General features: G+C 68.7%; 21 protein-coding genes. 4 read left to right on the plus strand and 17 right to left on the minus strand.

The window, feature by feature from the left end; all coding sequences use genetic code 11:
- On the minus strand, nt 1-621 hold a 621-nt coding region (gene tsf / locus ACESK8_RS11960; protein ID WP_372968809.1), incomplete at its 3' end, for a translation elongation factor Ts.
- Nucleotides 622-665: 44 nt separating this feature from the next.
- Nucleotides 666-1,604: a 30S ribosomal protein S2 gene (gene rpsB, locus ACESK8_RS11965; RefSeq protein ID WP_372968810.1), complete on the minus strand. Its 939-nt coding sequence runs from the start codon at nt 1,602-1,604 to the stop codon at nt 666-668.
- 307 nt (nt 1,605-1,911) lie between these two features.
- Here rpsB and ACESK8_RS11970 point away from each other — a divergent pair, with 307 nt between their 5' ends.
- Nucleotides 1,912-2,532: a murein hydrolase activator EnvC gene (locus ACESK8_RS11970; RefSeq protein ID WP_372968811.1), complete on the plus strand. Its 621-nt coding sequence runs from the start codon at nt 1,912-1,914 to the stop codon at nt 2,530-2,532.
- 113 nt (nt 2,533-2,645) lie between these two features.
- Here ACESK8_RS11970 and ACESK8_RS11975 read toward each other — a convergent pair whose 3' ends face one another.
- The 9 genes from ACESK8_RS11975 to ACESK8_RS12015 form a co-directional block, all read right to left on the minus strand.
- Nucleotides 2,646-3,548, minus strand: coding sequence for a tyrosine recombinase XerC (locus tag ACESK8_RS11975; protein WP_372968812.1), 903 nt, complete (start codon nt 3,546-3,548; stop codon nt 2,646-2,648).
- A 153-nt stretch (nt 3,549-3,701) separates the two neighbouring features.
- Nucleotides 3,702-4,880 (minus strand): DNA-processing protein DprA, encoded by a 1,179-nt coding sequence (dprA, locus tag ACESK8_RS11980; protein WP_372968813.1) that lies wholly within the window; start codon nt 4,878-4,880, stop codon nt 3,702-3,704.
- Nucleotides 4,877-6,406: a YifB family Mg chelatase-like AAA ATPase gene (locus ACESK8_RS11985; protein ID WP_372968814.1), complete on the minus strand. Its 1,530-nt coding sequence runs from the start codon at nt 6,404-6,406 to the stop codon at nt 4,877-4,879. The genes dprA and ACESK8_RS11985 overlap by 4 nt, the downstream gene beginning before the upstream one ends.
- Nucleotides 6,403-6,765 (minus strand): YraN family protein, encoded by a 363-nt coding sequence (locus ACESK8_RS11990; protein WP_372968815.1) that lies wholly within the window; start codon nt 6,763-6,765, stop codon nt 6,403-6,405. The genes ACESK8_RS11985 and ACESK8_RS11990 overlap by 4 nt, the downstream gene beginning before the upstream one ends.
- Nucleotides 6,766-6,867: 102 nt before the next feature.
- Nucleotides 6,868-7,194: a DUF2469 family protein gene (locus tag ACESK8_RS11995; RefSeq protein WP_060925864.1), complete on the minus strand. Its 327-nt coding sequence runs from the start codon at nt 7,192-7,194 to the stop codon at nt 6,868-6,870.
- A 47-nt stretch (nt 7,195-7,241) separates the two neighbouring features.
- On the minus strand, nt 7,242-7,901 hold the full coding sequence (locus ACESK8_RS12000) for a ribonuclease HII (protein ID WP_372968816.1): 660 nt from the start codon (nt 7,899-7,901) through the stop codon (nt 7,242-7,244).
- Complete coding sequence (gene lepB, locus ACESK8_RS12005) at nt 7,898-8,632, minus strand: signal peptidase I (RefSeq protein ID WP_372968817.1); 735 nt, start codon at nt 8,630-8,632, stop codon at nt 7,898-7,900. The genes ACESK8_RS12000 and lepB overlap by 4 nt, the downstream gene beginning before the upstream one ends.
- A gap of 118 nt (nt 8,633-8,750) precedes the next feature.
- A complete protein-coding gene (gene rplS / locus ACESK8_RS12010; RefSeq protein ID WP_050721068.1) occupies nt 8,751-9,098 on the minus strand; it encodes a 50S ribosomal protein L19 in 348 nt (115 codons plus the stop codon).
- A gap of 184 nt (nt 9,099-9,282) precedes the next feature.
- Entirely contained in the window at nt 9,283-9,771 is a 489-nt protein-coding gene (locus ACESK8_RS12015) for an MFS transporter permease (RefSeq protein ID WP_372968818.1), read from the minus strand.
- 135 nt (nt 9,772-9,906) lie between these two features.
- Here ACESK8_RS12015 and map point away from each other — a divergent pair, with 135 nt between their 5' ends.
- Entirely contained in the window at nt 9,907-10,689 is a 783-nt protein-coding gene (gene map / locus ACESK8_RS12020) for a type I methionyl aminopeptidase (protein WP_372968819.1), read from the plus strand.
- 10 nt (nt 10,690-10,699) lie between these two features.
- Here map and ACESK8_RS12025 read toward each other — a convergent pair whose 3' ends face one another.
- Both ACESK8_RS12025 and ACESK8_RS12030 read right to left on the minus strand, forming a co-directional pair.
- A complete protein-coding gene (locus ACESK8_RS12025; RefSeq protein WP_372968820.1) occupies nt 10,700-11,146 on the minus strand; it encodes a pyrimidine dimer DNA glycosylase/endonuclease V in 447 nt (148 codons plus the stop codon).
- Nucleotides 11,143-11,880 carry a class I SAM-dependent methyltransferase gene (locus ACESK8_RS12030; RefSeq protein ID WP_372968821.1) on the minus strand — a complete coding sequence of 246 codons (738 nt, stop codon included), beginning with the start codon at nt 11,878-11,880 and terminating at the stop codon, nt 11,143-11,145. Before ACESK8_RS12030 ends, ACESK8_RS12025 begins: the two co-directional genes overlap by 4 nt.
- Nucleotides 11,881-11,958: 78 nt before the next feature.
- On the opposite strand from ACESK8_RS12030, the gene ACESK8_RS12035 reads away from it, so the two are divergent.
- Entirely contained in the window at nt 11,959-12,552 is a 594-nt protein-coding gene (locus ACESK8_RS12035) for a histidine phosphatase family protein (RefSeq protein ID WP_372968822.1), read from the plus strand.
- Here ACESK8_RS12035 and trmD read toward each other — a convergent pair.
- From trmD to rpsP, 4 genes are read right to left on the minus strand one after another with little or no spacing between them, the layout of a single operon-like run.
- A complete protein-coding gene (trmD, locus tag ACESK8_RS12040; protein ID WP_372968823.1) occupies nt 12,549-13,277 on the minus strand; it encodes a tRNA (guanosine(37)-N1)-methyltransferase TrmD in 729 nt (242 codons plus the stop codon). The two genes, ACESK8_RS12035 and trmD, sit on opposite strands and share 4 nt — an antisense overlap.
- A 19-nt stretch (nt 13,278-13,296) precedes the next feature.
- Entirely contained in the window at nt 13,297-13,899 is a 603-nt protein-coding gene (gene rimM, locus ACESK8_RS12045) for a ribosome maturation factor RimM (protein ID WP_372968824.1), read from the minus strand.
- Nucleotide 13,900: 1 nt separating this feature from the next.
- Nucleotides 13,901-14,131, minus strand: coding sequence for an RNA-binding protein (locus ACESK8_RS12050; RefSeq protein ID WP_217183775.1), 231 nt, complete (start codon nt 14,129-14,131; stop codon nt 13,901-13,903).
- 6 nt (nt 14,132-14,137) lie between these two features.
- The gene (rpsP, locus tag ACESK8_RS12055; protein WP_060925853.1) at nt 14,138-14,569 is read right to left on the minus strand and encodes a 30S ribosomal protein S16; all 432 of its coding nucleotides are present in this window, start codon (nt 14,567-14,569) and stop codon (nt 14,138-14,140) included.
- Between the two features lie 209 nt (nt 14,570-14,778).
- On the opposite strand from rpsP, the gene ACESK8_RS12060 reads away from it, so the two are divergent.
- On the plus strand, nt 14,779-15,930 hold the full coding sequence (locus ACESK8_RS12060) for a glutamate--cysteine ligase (RefSeq protein WP_372968825.1): 1,152 nt from the start codon (nt 14,779-14,781) through the stop codon (nt 15,928-15,930).
- Nucleotides 15,931-15,945: the final 15 nt, after the last annotated feature.

Here is a 15,945-nt window from a genome sequence, read left to right on the forward strand (position 1 = left end):
GCGCTCCTTCTCCACGGCGTCAGCCGGGACGTCCTCGCGGGACAGGTACGACGGGTTCGCGAACGAGATGTGCTGCGCGATGCTGCGAGCGGTCTCGGCGTTGTCACCCGTGTAGGCGACGACGACACCGATCTGCGGCGGCAGGTCCTTGCTCGTGCGGTGCAGGTAGACCTCGACGTTGTCGCCGGCGATCGTGCGCACGCGACGCAGTTCGACCTTCTCGCCGATGATCGCGGCCTCTTCCGAGATGACCTGCTCGACGCTCTTGTCGCCCGCCTGAGCGGCGAGGCCGGCCTCGACCGAGTCAGCCTTGACCGCTGCGACAGCGTCGGCGACCTTGTCGGCCAGCGCGATGAAGCGCTCGTTCTTCGCGACGAAGTCGGTCTCGCAGGCGAGCTCGATGAGCGTCACGGTCGAGTCGTTCTCACGAGCGACGATGAGTCCCTCGCTCGTGGAACGGTCAGCGCGCTTGGCGTTGCCCTTGGCACCCTTCAGGCGCAGGATCTCGGTGGCCTTCTCGACGTCTCCGTCAGCCTCCTCGAGCGCCTTCTTGGTGTCGACCATTCCCGTGCCGAGCTGCTCACGCAGCGCCTTGAGGTCGGCGATGGTGAAGTTGGCCATGTGTGGTGGCTCCTTGCTTCGTGATGTGTGTGGTGGTCGCGGAATTACTTGGCGTCTGCTGCCTCGGCGGCGACCTCAGAGGTCTCCTCACCGGAAGCGTCAGCGATCGCCTCGTCGTGCGCCTCGGCGCCGGCCTCGTCAGCGGCGGTCTCGTCAGCAGCAGGCGTCTCGACGACAGCAGCCTCGTCGGCAGCGGTCTCGACGGCGGCGGCGTCAGCGGACTCCTGGACGGGGGCCTCGAGAAGCTCCTTCTCCCAGTCGGCCAGCGGCTCGGCGTCGCCCGTCTCCGGGTTGTGCTTCTGCTGGAGGCCCTCGGCCGCGGCGTCGGCGACGATGCGGGTGAGCAGCGAGACGGAGCGGATCGCGTCGTCGTTGCCGGGGATCGGGTACTGGAAGTCGTCCGGGTCGGCGTTGGTGTCGAGGATGCCGATCACCGGGATGCCGAGCTTCTTGGCCTCGTCGATCGCGAGGTGCTCACGCTTGGCGTCGACGACCCAGAGGGCGGACGGCGTCTTGGTGAGGTTGCGGATACCACCGAGCGACTTGTGCAGCTTGTCGAGCTCGCGCTTCTTGAGCAGGAGCTCCTTCTTGGTGAAGCCGGAAGCAGCCGGGTTCTCGTAGTCGAGCTCCTCGAGCTCCTTCATGCGAGCGAGACGCTTCGCGATGGTGGAGAAGTTGGTGAGGAGTCCACCGAGCCAGCGCTGGTTGACGTAGGGCTGACCCACGCGCGTCGCCTGCTCGGCGAGGATCTCCTGGGCCTGCTTCTTGGTGCCGACGAAGAGAATGGTGCCACCGTGGGCGACGGTCTCCTTGACGAAGTCGTAGGCCTTGTCGATGTAGCCGAGCGACTGCTGCAGGTCGATGATGTGGATGCCGCTGCGCTCGGTCAGGATGAAGCGCTTGACCTTCGGGTTCCACCGACGGGTCTGGTGTCCGAAGTGGACGCCGCTGTCGAGCAGCTGGCGAATGGTGACCACAGCCATGGTCATCTCCTTGTTCTGACGCGGTTGTGCGCCGTTGAGGTTGTCAAGTCGATCGGACGATCGAACTCCCTGGTGCCCGGCGCACACCCCACCCGCTCTGAAGCAGGACCTGTGGGAGTGGATGCCACGACCGAAGTCGCTCTGGGCACGCGTAGTCACCCCGAGATCGAGGTGCTCTCTCAGCATACAGGATGCCGCGGCCGTACTGTCCCTGCACCGAGAGTGGTGGGCGCGGGTTCTGCACGGCCCCTGCGGTCGAGCGCCCTCCCCCGCTCGGCCCCGTGCTGCGCCGGAGGAGGATCGCGGAATGAAGATCCGTGTGCGCTCGATCCCGGCCCGCTTGTTCGCGGGCTCACTCGTGCTGAGTGTCGTGCTCGTGACGGTTCCCGGTGGCTCGGTCCATTCCGCCGGAGCGATCACGCCTGCCGCGGGGTCCACCGCTGCCGTGCCGAGGGACCCATCGCCGGCGACCGCCCGCTCCGCGGCGCCCGTCGGCAGCAGAGCGCATCGCGTGCTGTGGCGCTGGCCGCTCGATGGGACGCGGGCGGTGGTGGCGGCGTACCGGGCCCCCGCACACGAGTACGGCGCGGGGCACCGTGGCGTCGACCTCGCCACCACGGCGGGTGCGGCGGTCCGCGCACCGGCTGAGGGAACCGTCGCCTTTCGCGGAACGGTCGTCGATCGCCCTCTCCTCACGATCGAGCATGCCGGCGGAACGGTCTCCACGTTCGAGCCGCTGGAGTCCGCGCTCGCTCCGGGCGACTCCGTGTCGGCGGGAGACGAGATCGGGCGGGTCGCGGCGGGCGGGCATGCGGCTCCGGGGACGATCCATCTGGGAGTCCGCCTCGACGGGCACTACATCAATCCTCTTCTCCTGTTCGGGGAGACGCGTCGAGCAGTGCTGCTCCCCTGCTGTGCACCGCTGTGACGGGATGCCCGAGGTGAGCGCCGTGCCCGAGGTGAGCGCCGTGCCCGAGGTGAGCACCGTGTCGCTGTGAACGCGGTGCACCGGCAGGTACAGGGATCGGGGAGGCCGCGGGGTCAGGCGCGCGGGTGCGCGAGACGGTAGGTGGCGGTGAGCCGCTCGGCCGAGACGTGCGTGTAGATCTGGGTCGTGCCGAGGCTGGCATGGCCGAGGATCTCCTGCACTGCTCGCAGATCTGCACCGCCGTCGAGGAGGTGCGTCGCCGCAGTGTGCCGCAGAGCGTGCGGCCCGACGGTCTCCGCTCCGACGAATGGGGCCAGGACCTCGGCGACGAGGGTGTACACCGCTCGCGGGCCGATCCGGCCTCCGCGGTTGCCCAGGAAGAGTGCCGGCGCTGGCCGCTCCGCTCGCGCGGCGAGGGCCGGGCGTCCGCGTGTGAGGTAGGCGCCGACCGCATCTCGCGCCGGCGCCCCGAACGGCACCACCCGCTCCTTCGAGCCTTTGCCGAGCACGCGAGCGGTACCGCGGTCGAGGTCCACGTCGTCGATATCGAGTCCGCACAGCTCGGAGACGCGGATCCCTGCGCCGTACAGCAGCTCGAGGATCGCATGGTCACGCAGAGCACCCGGTTCACCGCCGGACGCGGCCTGCCTCTGCGTCTCGAGAAGTGTCGACATCGCGTCCTGGGAGGCGACGACGGGAAGGGTGCGCCCTCGTTTGGGAGCGACGAGGCGCAGGCTGGGATCATGCGCGATGAACCCCTGCTCCTGGACCCAGCTGAAGAACGATCGGGCGGCCGCTGCGCGTCGCGCGAGGGTCGAGCGAGCGTCGCCCCTCTGCGTCGCCTGCCACAGCCAATCCCGCAGCGTCTCGAGGCCGATGTCCTCCAGCGGAAGATCGCGCACCGTTCCGGCCAGGTCCCGCAAGTCGGATCGGTACGCGCGCACGGTCGCCGTGGACAGCCGACGCACCTTCTCCAGATGCTCGGCGAACGCCTCGACGGCTGCCGCGAACTCCATGGGTCCAGCATGCCGGAGCGCTGCATCCCACCCGGTCAGCCGCGCCGCGCCAGTAGCCGCCACCCCGCTCAACACCACGCATCGGACACGACGCTTGTCCACAAGGCTCGAAGACGTTCGACGCTCGCACCTCTGCCCCCGCACATCGCGCTCTCACCTCCGCGTATCGGTGTCAGACTCGCGCCGCCATCCTCTTTCGTCGCGACGGACTCGTCCCTCCAGCTCCCAGATTCCGAGCAGCGAGCTGATCCGCTCCGGCGCGAGACCTGAACGCCGAGAGAGCTCGACCACGCTGAACGACGCGCGGACGCTCAACGCGTCCCCGAGGCGTACCTGATCGGCGTCGGGTCGAGGCGCTGCGTCCGCCGCGCCGCCGACCACGCCCCACAGCTCTCGGATCTCGGCGGACGTGGTCACGCACCGGGCATCGTACTCGCGCAGCAGACGGTGACAGCCCGCCGAGGCGGCCGAGGTCACCGGCCCCGGGACAGCGCCGAGGGGTCTCCCCAGCGCCGCGGCGTGCCCGGCGGTGTTGAGCGACCCGCTTCGCCACCCGGCCTCGACGACGACCGTCGCCTGACTCAGAGCGGCGATCAGTCTGTTGCGCGAGAGGAAGCGCCACTTGGTCGGAGCCGTGCCGCACGGCACCTCGCTCACCACCGCACCGGTGTCGGCGATCCGGCGCAGCAGGTGCTGGTGCCCCTGCGGATAGGCGCGATCGACCCCGCCGGCCAGGAAGGCGATGGTCTTGCCCTCCACGCTCAGTGCGGCCCGGTGAGCGGCTCCGTCGATCCCATATGCGCCTCCTGACACGATGACAGCGCCGCCGGCCGCCAGGTCACCCGCGAAGTCCGCGGCCAGCATCTCCCCGTACCCGCTCGCGGCCCGCGCCCCGACGATGGCGACGCGCGGCTCCGCGCTGAGCAGGGCGCGGTCGCCACGGACCCAGAGCAGGGTGGGCGCGTGCACACCGAGATCGTCGATCGCCGGAGGCCATTCCCGATCGCCGGGGAGCACCAGGCGCGCACCGACATCTCGCGCCGCGCTGATCGCGTCGATCACACGGCGAGGATCGGCACGCGTGCCCCATCGGGATCGACCTTCCGACACTGCACGATTCGACGCGACAAGGCCACCGTCGCGCGGATCACACGCGACGCTGAGCGCGTCGACCACGCCGAGCTCCGCGATCAGTGAACCAGCAACCCCGTCGCCCGGCTCGGCGAGCACCGACCAGACGACCCGAGCGAGGTCGGCGTCGAGATCCACCGTGTCGCGGGTCGCGTCCAGCGCCGATCGCACGGTCGCATCCGAGCGGAGCAGCTCGATCACGATGCGAACCCTCTCCTGAGGAACAACGCGCGTCCGACCTCATCCCGCCCGGGGCTGTCGACACCCGCGAGGTCCGCCATGGTCCATGCGAGTCTGAGCACACGGTCATAGCCGCGCAATGTGAGTGCGCCGCGCTCGAGTGCCCGGTCGAGCGGTGAGCGAGCCTCGACCGGCAGCCGCACATCCTGCTGGCGGAGGCGTGTCCCCGGCACGTCGCCGTTACGACGCCACGGGGTCCCACGCCAGCGTTCAGTCGCCCGAGCGCGCGCCGCGACGACCTGCTCCTGTGCGCGAGCGGTGGTCATCGACGTGGAGGAGCCGCTCATGGCACGTGACGCGGAGACTCTGGCCACCTGCAACGCGATGTCGATCCGGTCACGGAGCGGACCGGACAGTCTCGTCGCATACCTGCGTATCGCGAGGGACGGACAGCTGCACTCGGCTCCCCTCACGCCGTAGTTCCCACACGGGCACGGATTGAGCGCGACGATGAGCTGGAAGCGGGCGGGGAACAGCGCCGTCATCCCGGAGCGACTCACCTCGATCACACCGGACTCGAGCGGCTGCCGGAGCGAATCGAGCGCCGCTCGCGAGAACTCCGCGCCCTCGTCGAGGAACAGCACGCCACGGTGGGCTCGAGAGATGGCGCCGGGGCGCACGAGCCGGGATCCTCCACCGACGAGGGCTGCGATGGAGGCGCTGTGATGCGGCGACTCCGTCGGCGGCATCGCGCCCAGGCTGTGCACCGATTCACCCGACAGTGAGCGGATCGACGCGACCTCGAGCGCCTCATCATCCGTGAGCCTCGGGAGTATGCCGGCCAACCGCCGAGCGAGCATGGTCTTGCCCGCACCCGGCGGACCACTGAGCAGCATGTGGTGACCGCCGGCAGCGGCCACGATGAGAGCCTGCACCGCATCCTCCTGCCCCACGACGTCGGACAGGTCGAGCGTCTCCGTCGGCGCAGGACTCACGGGTGGGACTGCGACAGCGTCCACCTCCTGCACCTCCACGTCGGCGCCGTGCCACACCGCCACCTGCGAGAGCGTCGCGGCGGGACGCACGTCGATCCCTGGCACGAGGCGTGCCTCCGCCGCATTCGCCTGCGGCACGACCACCACCTCGAACCCCGCCCGCGCCGCCGCGAACACGGAGGGCAGGACTCCGGGAACGGGCCGGAGTCGTCCGTCGAGTCCGAGCTCTCCGATGTGCACGGTGCGGGTGATCGACCGGGACGCCAGGGAGCCGCCGGCGGCGAGGGCCGCGACAGCGATGCTCAGGTCGAACGCCGAGCCCTGCTTGGGCAGACTCGCCGGTGAGAGGTTGACGGTCAATCGCCGCCGCGGGAGATCCAGCCCGGTGTTCTTGCAGGCGTTGTGCACGCGCTGCACGGCTTCTCCGAGCGACTTGTCCGGGAGCCCGATGATCCTGAAGTCGGGTGTCTGGTTGGAGAGATCGGCCTCGACCTCGACGAGGTGCCCGTCGACCCCGGTGAGCGCGACAGCCCAGGTACGCGCCGTGCTCACGACAGGTTCTCGAGGTGCTCGAGCTGGCCGACGGCGGGATCCGTCCCGACGATGCCGATGACATCGATGCGGATCCTCAGCCCGTGGATCCGACCGCCGTTGTCGAGTGCCCAGGCATGGGCGAGCTGCCACAGGCGCCGACGCTTGCGGGCGTCCACTGCTTCGAGAGGATGACCGTACGCCAGCGACCTTCTCGTCTTCACCTCGACCACCGCGAGCCAGCCGCCGCGGCGCGCGACGATGTCGAGTTCGCCCTGCGCGCACCGCCAATTGCGGTCGAGCACCTCGTACCCCGAGTCGGTCAGGTACCGCGCCGCCCGGTCTTCACCGGCTCTGCCGAGATCGTCTTTCGCTGCCATTCGCACAGCCTCGCCGACGACGACGGCGCTGCAGGCGGGGAACGGCGGGGTCCTCCGGAGGGAGTGGAGAGTCCGTCAGACCGCCGAACGGTGCAGAACGGGTCACTCCCCGTCGAGCGAGAGCTCCTGCGGCAGTTCGAACTCGCGACGCTGGAGCTCCTCGACGTTCACGTCCTTGAACGTGAGCACACGAACAGCCTTGACGAAGCGGTCGGCGCGGTAGATGTCCCACACCCAGACGTCCGTCATCGAGATCTCGAAGTAGAAGTCGTGCTCGGTGTCGCGGCGCACGACGTTGACCTCGTTCGCCAGGTAGAACCGGCGCTCGGTCTCGACGACGTACTGGAACTGCAGGACGACATCGCGATACTCGCGGAACAACGCGAGCTCGAGCTCGCGGTCGTAATCGTCGAAGGCTTCCTCATCCATGATGACTCCATCCTAGAGTCGGCCGCGGGCGGATGCCGCACGGAGCTTCAGAACAGCGTGGGCACATCGGCGATCGCCCATGAGGAACGATGATGGGGCGAGAGCCCGAGACTGCGGATCGCGTCACGGTGCTCGAGGCTCGCGTACCCCTTGTTGCGGTTCCACTGGTAGTCGGGATGTCCCTCATGGAGGTCGCCCATGTACGCGTCGCGGGCGACCTTGGCGATCACGGAGGCCGCCGACACCGAGGCGCAGTCGCGGTCGGCCTTGATCACCGGTCGGACCCGCAGAGGTGCCGGATGGACGGCCGAGACGTAATCGTGATTGCCGTCGAGCAGCACGAGGGCACCCGCGGTCGAGACTCCCTGCTCGACCACGCTCAGCACGGCGCGGGATGCCGCGAGACCGAGTGCGCGCATGATGCCGACCTCATCGACCTCCGCCGCACTGGCCCACCCGACACCGGAGGCCTGCACCCAGGACGCCGCTCGTGCGGCCACCTCGGGTCGGCGCCGCTCGGTGACGAGCTTGGAGTCCCTCAGCCCCTCCGGTACGCGGCGCCGTGCGCCTGCGGCATCCATCACCGCCGCGCCGACGGCGACCGGACCGGCCAGCGCGCCACGACCGACCTCGTCGAGGGAGATGATGAGGTCGCACTCCCCGAGGAGACGCCGCTCCAGTGTCAGCTTGGGTGCGACGACGGTCATTTCGGATCCGGTACGCCGTTGAAGCTGTCGTGGTGACCGTCGATGGTCCCCATGCGATCGAAGGGCCAGGTGGTGAGGAACGCCTTCCCGACCACGTTCTCCAGCGGTACGAAGCCACCGCTGGGAAGGTCCTGGTGTGCTCGGGAGTCGCGTGAGCGATCACGGTTGTCGCCCATCAACCACAGCGAGCCCTCCGGCACGACCACGTCGAACGGGTCGTTCGACGCCGCGGTGTCGCCTGCGGGCAGGTTGAGGTAGTCGAGCTCATCGATCGGAGCATCGTTGACGGTGATCTGACCGAGCGCGTTGCAGCATACGACATGGTCGCCGGGGAGCCCGATCACGCGTTTGACGAGGTGGTCCTGCGAGTCTGTCGCCGAGATCCCGACGACCGTCAGCACCCAGTCGACCGCCTGGATCAGGGGCGGCTGGGCCGGGGGCTGCGGCTGCGCGTCGAGCCATCCGCCCGGATCCTTGAAGACGACGATGTCGCCGCGCTCGTATCCGGTCCATCGCGGCGTCAGCTCGTCGACGAGGATGCGGTCATCGACGAGGAGCGTGCGCTCCATCGACGCCGAGGGGATGTAGAACGACCGGACGATGAACGTCTTCACGACGAACGAGACGAGCGCCGCGATCACGATGATGACGAGGACATCCCGGAGGAAGACGAGGAATCCTCGACGCCGCTTCGTCGGAGGCATGGACGCGGCGGCGGAGTCAGTCGTCATCAAGGTTCCTTCACAGTCTCGCACCGCTCGGAGACGGCACTAATAAGGGTCGCACACCCCGGGGAGAACACAGCACCCCGGGACATCGTGTCCCGGGGTGCTGTGGAGAACCTGCGCGTCAGTTGTCGCGCTTCTCCTTGATCTTCGCCTTCTTGCCCCGCAGCTGGCGGAGGTAGTACAGCTTCGCGCGACGCACGTCACCGCGGGTGACGACCTCGATGTGGTCGATCACCGGCGAGTGCACCGGGAAGGTGCGCTCGACGCCCACCTGGAAGCTGATCTTGCGAACGGTGAAGGTCTCGCGCACACCATCGCCCTGGCGGCCGATGACGACGCCCTTGAAGACCTGGATACGGGAGCGGCTGCCCTCGGTGATGTTGACGTGCACGTTGACCGTGTCACCGGGGTGGAAGACGGGAACGTCCGAGCGCAGGGATGCTGCGTCGACGGCGTCGAGGATCTGCATGATCGTCTCTCTCTGCACTCGCCTCAGGTCGGATGCATGATTTCAGGAAGGAACAAGATGGAGGTGTGTGCTGAACGGCGCCGAAGCGTCCGCGGGTTCCCCTGGGGCAGAACCGGTCACGGCACAAACACCCATTCTGCCACGGATGATCCACCGCGCCAAAACCGAGCGACGCCCGCGGTAATCAGTCCCGTGCGTCGCTCTCGCGGACGACGATCACCTCATGCGCGCGAGTGGGTGGCTGTGACTCGTCCACACCCGGGACCGTCGACCAGGAGATGGTCTCGCGCAGCCGCGCTCCACTGCCCTTCGCCTCGGTCCACAGCTGCCACAGCTGGAGCCAGACCAGACCGATCCCCACGACGACAGCGGCGGCGAGCAGCCATCCGAAAGCCTCGTCGAGGAAGAACCCGACCGCGATGGTCAGCGCGTGCCAGAGCGCGAAACCGCCGACGTCCCACCAGGAGACCGCACGTTCGGCGCGCACCGAGGGGCGCGAGCGGGTCAGCAGGGTGAGCAGGAGCTGCCCGACGAACACCGAGGGGATGGCGATGAACAGCACCCAGAGGATGGCCCAGCCGCCCTGGAAGACTGCCCAGCCGACCAGCAGCCACAGTGGCAGCAGGAACGCCGCCGGGATCAACCACCGGAAGAACGCCTGACGCAACCACATGTGATCGATCGTACGACGCGGCGATGCGACAGGTCAGAGTGTTCGCTGTGAGCACTTCGCCGCTTGCGCCGATGCCGAGCGGACGCCGAGCCGCTGCGGCATCGGGGAGAATGGAGGGGACGAGAGGACACCCCGATGATCGAACTGCGCACCCCTGCCGAGATCGACGAGATGCGCGCCGCCGGTCGCTTCGTGGCCGAGACCCTGGCGACGCTGCGAGATGAGACGAAGGTCGGCACGAACCTGCTGGCGATCGATCGCCGCGCGCACGACATGATCCGCAAGGCCGGTGCCGAGTCCTGCTACATCGACTACCACCCCTCCTTCGGCGCGAGCCCGTTCGGGAAGGTCATCTGCACGTCGATCAACGACGCCGTCCTGCACGGGCTCCCCCACGACTACACACTGCGCGACGGTGATCTCGTGTCGCTCGACTTCGCCGTCTCGGTCGACGGCTGGGTGGCCGACTCCGCTGTGTCCTTCGTCGTCGGCACGCCGCGCGACGAGGACCTCCGGATCATCGAGACGACAGAGCGCGCGCTCGATGCCGCCATCGCAGCCGCGACCGTCGGCAATCGGATCGGCGACATCTCCGCCGCGATCGCCGCCGTCTCGCACGGCGAGGGGTACTCGATCAACACCGACTTCGGCGGCCACGGAGTCGGGCGCATCATGCACGGCGACCCCCACGTTCCGAACGACGGCCGAGCCGGCCGAGGGTTCCCGCTGCGCGAGGGCCTCGTCTTCGCCCTCGAGCCCTGGCTGCTGCAGACGACCGACGAGCTCGTCACTGATCCCGATGGCTGGACGCTGCGCAGCGTCGACGGCTCCCGCGGCGCTCACTCGGAGCACACCGTGGCCGTGACGGCAGACGGGCCGATCGTCCTCACCGATCGCTCGTTCCTCGGCGTCGACTGACGCGGGATCGTCATCCCGTCGGCGTCGCCCGTTCCCAGGACGCGATCGGGCCCTCGAGGACGTGGAAGAGCGGATGCGGGTCCGGCACCGTCACGGTCTCCCAGAGCGCGAGCACATCGGGGTTGCGAACGGTCAGCTTCGCCGTGAGATGGCTCCACTCCGCAGCGAGCTGCCCCGTGGTGACGGACAGCATCTCCTCGCCGCGCGCATCGCGCCTGTCGATGCGCTCGCGGTCGAAGCGGTAGCCGCGCACCTCGGCCTCCACCGCGATGGCATGCAGATACGCTCCGACGGCCTCCAGTGGATCGGGTGCCGACCGGAATCGCTGAAGCTGCGGATGGTTCACGTAGCCTGTGGTGCGCCCGGCGAGCACCGCCTGCGCCAGCAGCGTCTCCCGCCAGCAGGCCACGAGCCCCTGACGGTCGAGGTAGCGAGGATGCAGCGACCAGATCCTCATGCGCGCCGGTAGACGAACACGTCGGTGACGATCGGCAGATCGAATGCCTCTCGTCCCTGCGTCTCCGGGTCTGAGTCCATCACCGACTCGATCTCTGCGATCATCGCGTTCCGCTCGTCGTCGCCCGCGACGAGGAAGGTGCTCACGGTCGACCAGCGCTTCAGGTAGTCCGCGCGGCCGATCCGCTCCGTCCACCGCAGCCGGGTCGCGCCGAGGTGGTCGAAACCGGGGAGCTCGTCCGCTGCGCTCGTCGTGGTGCCGTCCGACTCCCCCACTGCCGGGTGCGCGATCCGGTGCGCAGCCCTGTCCCACCCGCACGCCGGATCGGAGTGGTTCCAGATCAGGCCGAGCAGGCCACCCGGCTTCAGCACGCGCGCGATCTCCGCGCATGCTGGGATCCGATCGAACCAATGGAACGCCTGTGCCACCGAGACGACGTCCACCGCGGCATCTGCGACCGGAATGCTCTCCGCGCTCCCGAGAAGCGCCTCCACCGTCGTCAGCTTCGCCCGGAGGACGCCGAGCATCGCCTCCGACGGCTCGACTGCGACCACGCGTTCCGCACGGTCGGTCAGCAATTCGGTGAACTTGCCGGTCCCTGCGCCGAGGTCGAGGATCGCGCCGACCCGGTCCGGCGCGATCAGTTCAACCGCCCCCGGGGGGAAACCCGGACGATAGCGGTCGTACTCCGCACCGATCCGTTCGAACGACCTCGCCAGCACCTCGTCGACCATGCTCAGACGCTATCAGCCGTTCGTGGCTCCGCCGGGTCAGTCGGGTCGGTGCGGGCTCCGCTGTGCCATCCTGGGGGCATGATCCCGCAGGACCGTCATGTACCGGAGCATCTGCTGCTGGTCCGACACGGCCAGACGCAGTGGAACCGGGAACATCGCCTGCAGGGTCAGCTGGACTCCGCGCTCACCGAGGAGGGCATCCGCCAGGCGACGACCATCGCGCGACGCCTCGACGGCCGCGCGATCACGACCGTCTGCTCGAGTCCGCTCGGGCGCGCGATGGGCACTGCTGCGATCATCGCCGACCATCTCGGTGCGGAGCTCGTCGAGGTCGCCGAGCTCGCGGACCTCCATCACGGCGACCTCGCGGGGCTGACGTGGGATGAGGTCGACCTGCGGTTCCCCACTGCTCGCGAGGAGAGGGCGGCCAATCGATACGGGTGGGCGTTCCCCGGTGGCGAGAGCTACGCGCAGGCGAGGGCCCGTGCGCGGCGCGCCCTCTCAGCCTGCGGGTGGGCGGCGAGCGGGACGCCGGTGGTCGTGACGCACGAGATGCTCGGCCGGATGGTCCGCGCGGAGCTCAGAGGACTGGACATCGGATCCGCCCTCGCCCTGCGCCACCCGCACGACGTCGTATTCGATATCGACCGCGGCGTCGAGACGATGCTCTAGACCTCGTCGCCCGGCAGCAGATCGGGACGGCGACGACGCGTGCGCTCGAGCTGCTGTTCGCGGCGCCAGGCGGCGATCGCCGCGTGGTTGCCGCTCAGCAGGACGTCGGGCACCGGACGCTCTCGCCACATCGACGGCTTCGTGTACGACGGGTACTCCAGCAGTCCGTCTTCGTGGGACTCCTCGACGAGGCTCTCCGGATTGCCTACGACGCCGGGAATCAGCCGCCCGATGGCCTCGATCATCGCCATCGTCGCGACCTCCCCTCCGTTGAGGACGTAGTCGCCGAGGCTGATCAGACGCACCTCGCCGAGGGCGGCGGCGTACTCGAACACACGCTCGTCGATGCCCTCGTATCGGCCGCACCCGAAGATCAGGTGCTCACGGGAGCTGAGGTCGCGCGCCGTGGCCTGGGTGAAGACCTCGCCGGCGGGCGAGGGGAAGATGATCGTCGGTCGGCTCCGCTCGTCGCCGTCAGGCCGGGCGGCACCGTCGGGCTGTGCGGCCAGCTCGTCGAGCGCGAGTGCCCACGGCTCCGGCTTCATCACCATTCCGGCGCCCCCACCGTACGGGGTGTCGTCGACCGTGCGGTGACGGTCCGACGTCCAGTCCCGCAGGTCTCGCACCGTCAGATCGAGGATGCCGGCGCTGCGAGCCTTGCCCAGCAGGGAGAGCGTCAGCCCGTCGAAGTACGACGGGAAGATCGAGAGGACGTCGATGCGCACGGAGGAACCGTACCAGCGGTCACTCGGAGGCGTCGGAGTCCGAGGACTCCCCCGCGTCGGGCGCTTCCGAAGCGTCGGGAAGCTCTTCGAAGAGTCCGGGAGGAGGCGTCACGATGACGCGACCACCGCTCACGTCCACGGTCGGGACGATCGCCTTGACGAACGGGACCAGGATCTCGTTCTCTCCGGCCCGCACGATGAGCAGATCCTGGGCGGGGAAATGATCGACTCGGGCGACCTTGCCGACCACCACGTCGTCACGCACGACGTCGAGGCCGACGAGCTGGTGGTCGAACCACGCGTCGTCCTCGACCTCGTCGACGTCCTGATCGATCCACAGGATCGCGCGGACGAGGGTCTCGGCGGCGTCCCGGTCGTCGACGTCCTGAAGGAACACGACGGGATTGCCGTTCATCACGCGGTACTCCCGCACGACCACCGTCTTGCCGTGCCACGGAGATGCCTCCGGCACCTGCAACGTGAACTCGGCACCCGTCGTGAAACGACGCTCCGGGTTGTCGGTGTAGAGCTCCAGCTTCAGCGCGCCCTTGAGGCCATGAGCCTTGACGAGGCGTCCTACCCGCAGCTGGTTCTTGCCCTGGTTACGGTCTTTCGGCACCACGTCAGTCGTCCGCGACGTCGACGCGGACGCGACGCCCATCAGCCAGCGCGGCGATGAGCGTGCGCAGTGCCTTGGCCGTGCGGCCGCCGCGCCCGATCACGCGTCCACGGTCGTCGGGGTGCACACGCACCTCGAGGAGGTCGCCTCGCGGCGAGGTGGAGGCGTTGATACGCACATCCTCCGGGTGATCCACGATCCCCTTGACGATGTGTTCGAGCGCGGCGGCGAGCACGACGGATTACTCTGCGTCGGCGGCGGGAGCCTCAGCGGCCTCCGCATCGGCAGCGGCGGGAGCCTCCGCAGCGGGAGCCTCCTTCTTCTCCGCCTTCGGCTTCACGACGGACTTCTTGGACGCGTCGATCTCGAACGGAACCTTGGGCTCCTTGACCTTGAGCGTGGACTTGGCGTCCTTGTCACCCTTGAACTTGCCCCAGTCGCCCGTGATCTTGAGGAGGGCGGCGACCTGCTCGGTCGGCTGCGCGCCGACGGAGAGCCAGTACTGCGCACGCTCGGAGTCGATCTCGATGAACGAGGGCTCCTCGGTGGGGTGGTACTTGCCGATCTCCTCGATCACGCGACCATCGCGCTTGGTCTTCGAGTCGGCGACGACGATGCGGTAGAACGGCGCACGGATCTTGCCCATGCGCTTGAGACGAATCTTGACAGCCACGATTCTCCTGAATTGTGTGGAAGGAAACGAACCGGTCGCCTGGAGAGTGGGGTGCACACCCGGCGGAAGCTCAAATAGGGAGGACGAGTGCTGGATAGAGGGTCGAGCACGTCGTCCGACCTTCTATTCTGCCAGATCCGCGCGCCAGTCGCGAAACGCGACGACTCGGGGGTTGCCGTGTCGCGGACACCCCGTGTCAGACTGTGCTGGTGAAGCTCGATTTCGCGCCATCCGCGCGGTCCACCGTCGGCCTGGAGTGGGAGATCATGCTCGCCGATCCGGCGACCGGTGATCTCGTCGGACGCGCGCCCGAACTCCTCGCGGCTCTCGAAGCGGAGAGCGAAGAGGAGCGCCATACGGTCACCGGCGAGCTGCTCACCAACACCATCGAGGTCACCAGCGGCATCGGCGACTCGGTCGCCCACGCCGTCGACGACATCGCGAATGCCATCGCGGCGGTGCGAGAGGCCACCGACCCCGCCGGCATCGAACTGCTCTCCGCCGGGAGCCACCCGTTCGCGCAGTGGTTCGACCAGGAGGTGACCGACAAGACCCGATATCACACGCTCATCGAGCGCACCCAGTGGTGGGGGCGCAACATGATGATCTGGGGCATCCACGTCCACATCGGCGTGGAGGACCAGCGCAAGGTCATCCCGATCATCAACGCTCTCGCCGCCTACCTCCCGCATCTGCAGGCGCTGGCGGCGTCGAGTCCGTTCTGGGCGGGCGAGCGCACCGGCTACGCCTCGAACCGAGCCCTCGTCTTCCAGCAGCTGCCGACCGCCGGGCTCCCCTGGCCGCTCCGCGATTGGTCGCAGTACGAGTCGTATCTCGAGGACATGGTGCGCACCGGCGTGATGGCCGATGCGACGGAGGTCCGGTGGGACATCCGCCCCGCACCCCGCTGGGGCACGATCGAGGTCCGCGCCTGCGACGGACTCTCCACGCTCCCGGAGCTGGCGTCGATGGCCGCCCTCGTGCAGGTCCTCGTCGAGCACCTGTCCCGTCAGCTCGACGAGGGGCGGGACCTGGCGGAGATGCCCGCGTGGTTCCACCGCGAGAACAAGTGGCGTGCCGCCCGGTACGGACTCGATGCCCGCGTGATCATCGACGCGGCCGGCACGCAGCGCCCGGTGCGCGACCACCTCGCCGACATCATCGAGGAGCTCGCACCGGTCGCGCTGGAGCTCGGCTGCGTCCGCGAGTTCGCCAGCATCGGGACGATCCTCACCGCAGGCGCGAGCTACGAACGGCAGCTCACCATCGCCAACGCCACGGGAGGAGACCTCGCGGCGGTCGTGCAGCACCTGATCCGCGAATTCCGCTCCGGCCCGGAGGCCTCGACCGAGGAGCCGTGACGGACGCACGCCGCT

The organism is Microbacterium sp. (assembly GCF_041641055.1).
GTDB lineage: Bacteria > Actinomycetota > Actinomycetes > Actinomycetales > Microbacteriaceae > Microbacterium.

Excerpts from the sequence above, each read along its gene's own strand:
- rpsB (WP_372968810.1), bottom strand. The coding sequence starts at position 1,604 with ATGGCTGTGGTCACCATTCGCCAGCTGCTCGACAGCGGCGTCCACTTC.
- ACESK8_RS11970 (WP_372968811.1), top strand. The coding sequence starts at position 1,912 with ATGAAGATCCGTGTGCGCTCGATCCCGGCCCGCTTGTTCGCGGGCTCA.
- ACESK8_RS11975 (WP_372968812.1), bottom strand. The coding sequence starts at position 3,548 with ATGGAGTTCGCGGCAGCCGTCGAGGCGTTCGCCGAGCATCTGGAGAAG.
- ACESK8_RS11990 (WP_372968815.1), bottom strand. The coding sequence starts at position 6,765 with ATGGCAGCGAAAGACGATCTCGGCAGAGCCGGTGAAGACCGGGCGGCG.
- ACESK8_RS11995 (WP_060925864.1), bottom strand. The coding sequence starts at position 7,194 with ATGGATGAGGAAGCCTTCGACGATTACGACCGCGAGCTCGAGCTCGCG.
- ACESK8_RS12000 (WP_372968816.1), bottom strand. The coding sequence starts at position 7,901 with ATGACCGTCGTCGCACCCAAGCTGACACTGGAGCGGCGTCTCCTCGGG.
- lepB (WP_372968817.1), bottom strand. The coding sequence starts at position 8,632 with ATGACGACTGACTCCGCCGCCGCGTCCATGCCTCCGACGAAGCGGCGT.
- rplS (WP_050721068.1), bottom strand. The coding sequence starts at position 9,098 with ATGCAGATCCTCGACGCCGTCGACGCAGCATCCCTGCGCTCGGACGTT.
- ACESK8_RS12015 (WP_372968818.1), bottom strand. The coding sequence starts at position 9,771 with ATGTGGTTGCGTCAGGCGTTCTTCCGGTGGTTGATCCCGGCGGCGTTC.
- map (WP_372968819.1), top strand. The coding sequence starts at position 9,907 with ATGATCGAACTGCGCACCCCTGCCGAGATCGACGAGATGCGCGCCGCC.
- ACESK8_RS12025 (WP_372968820.1), bottom strand. The coding sequence starts at position 11,146 with ATGAGGATCTGGTCGCTGCATCCTCGCTACCTCGACCGTCAGGGGCTC.
- ACESK8_RS12030 (WP_372968821.1), bottom strand. The coding sequence starts at position 11,880 with ATGGTCGACGAGGTGCTGGCGAGGTCGTTCGAACGGATCGGTGCGGAG.
- ACESK8_RS12035 (WP_372968822.1), top strand. The coding sequence starts at position 11,959 with ATGATCCCGCAGGACCGTCATGTACCGGAGCATCTGCTGCTGGTCCGA.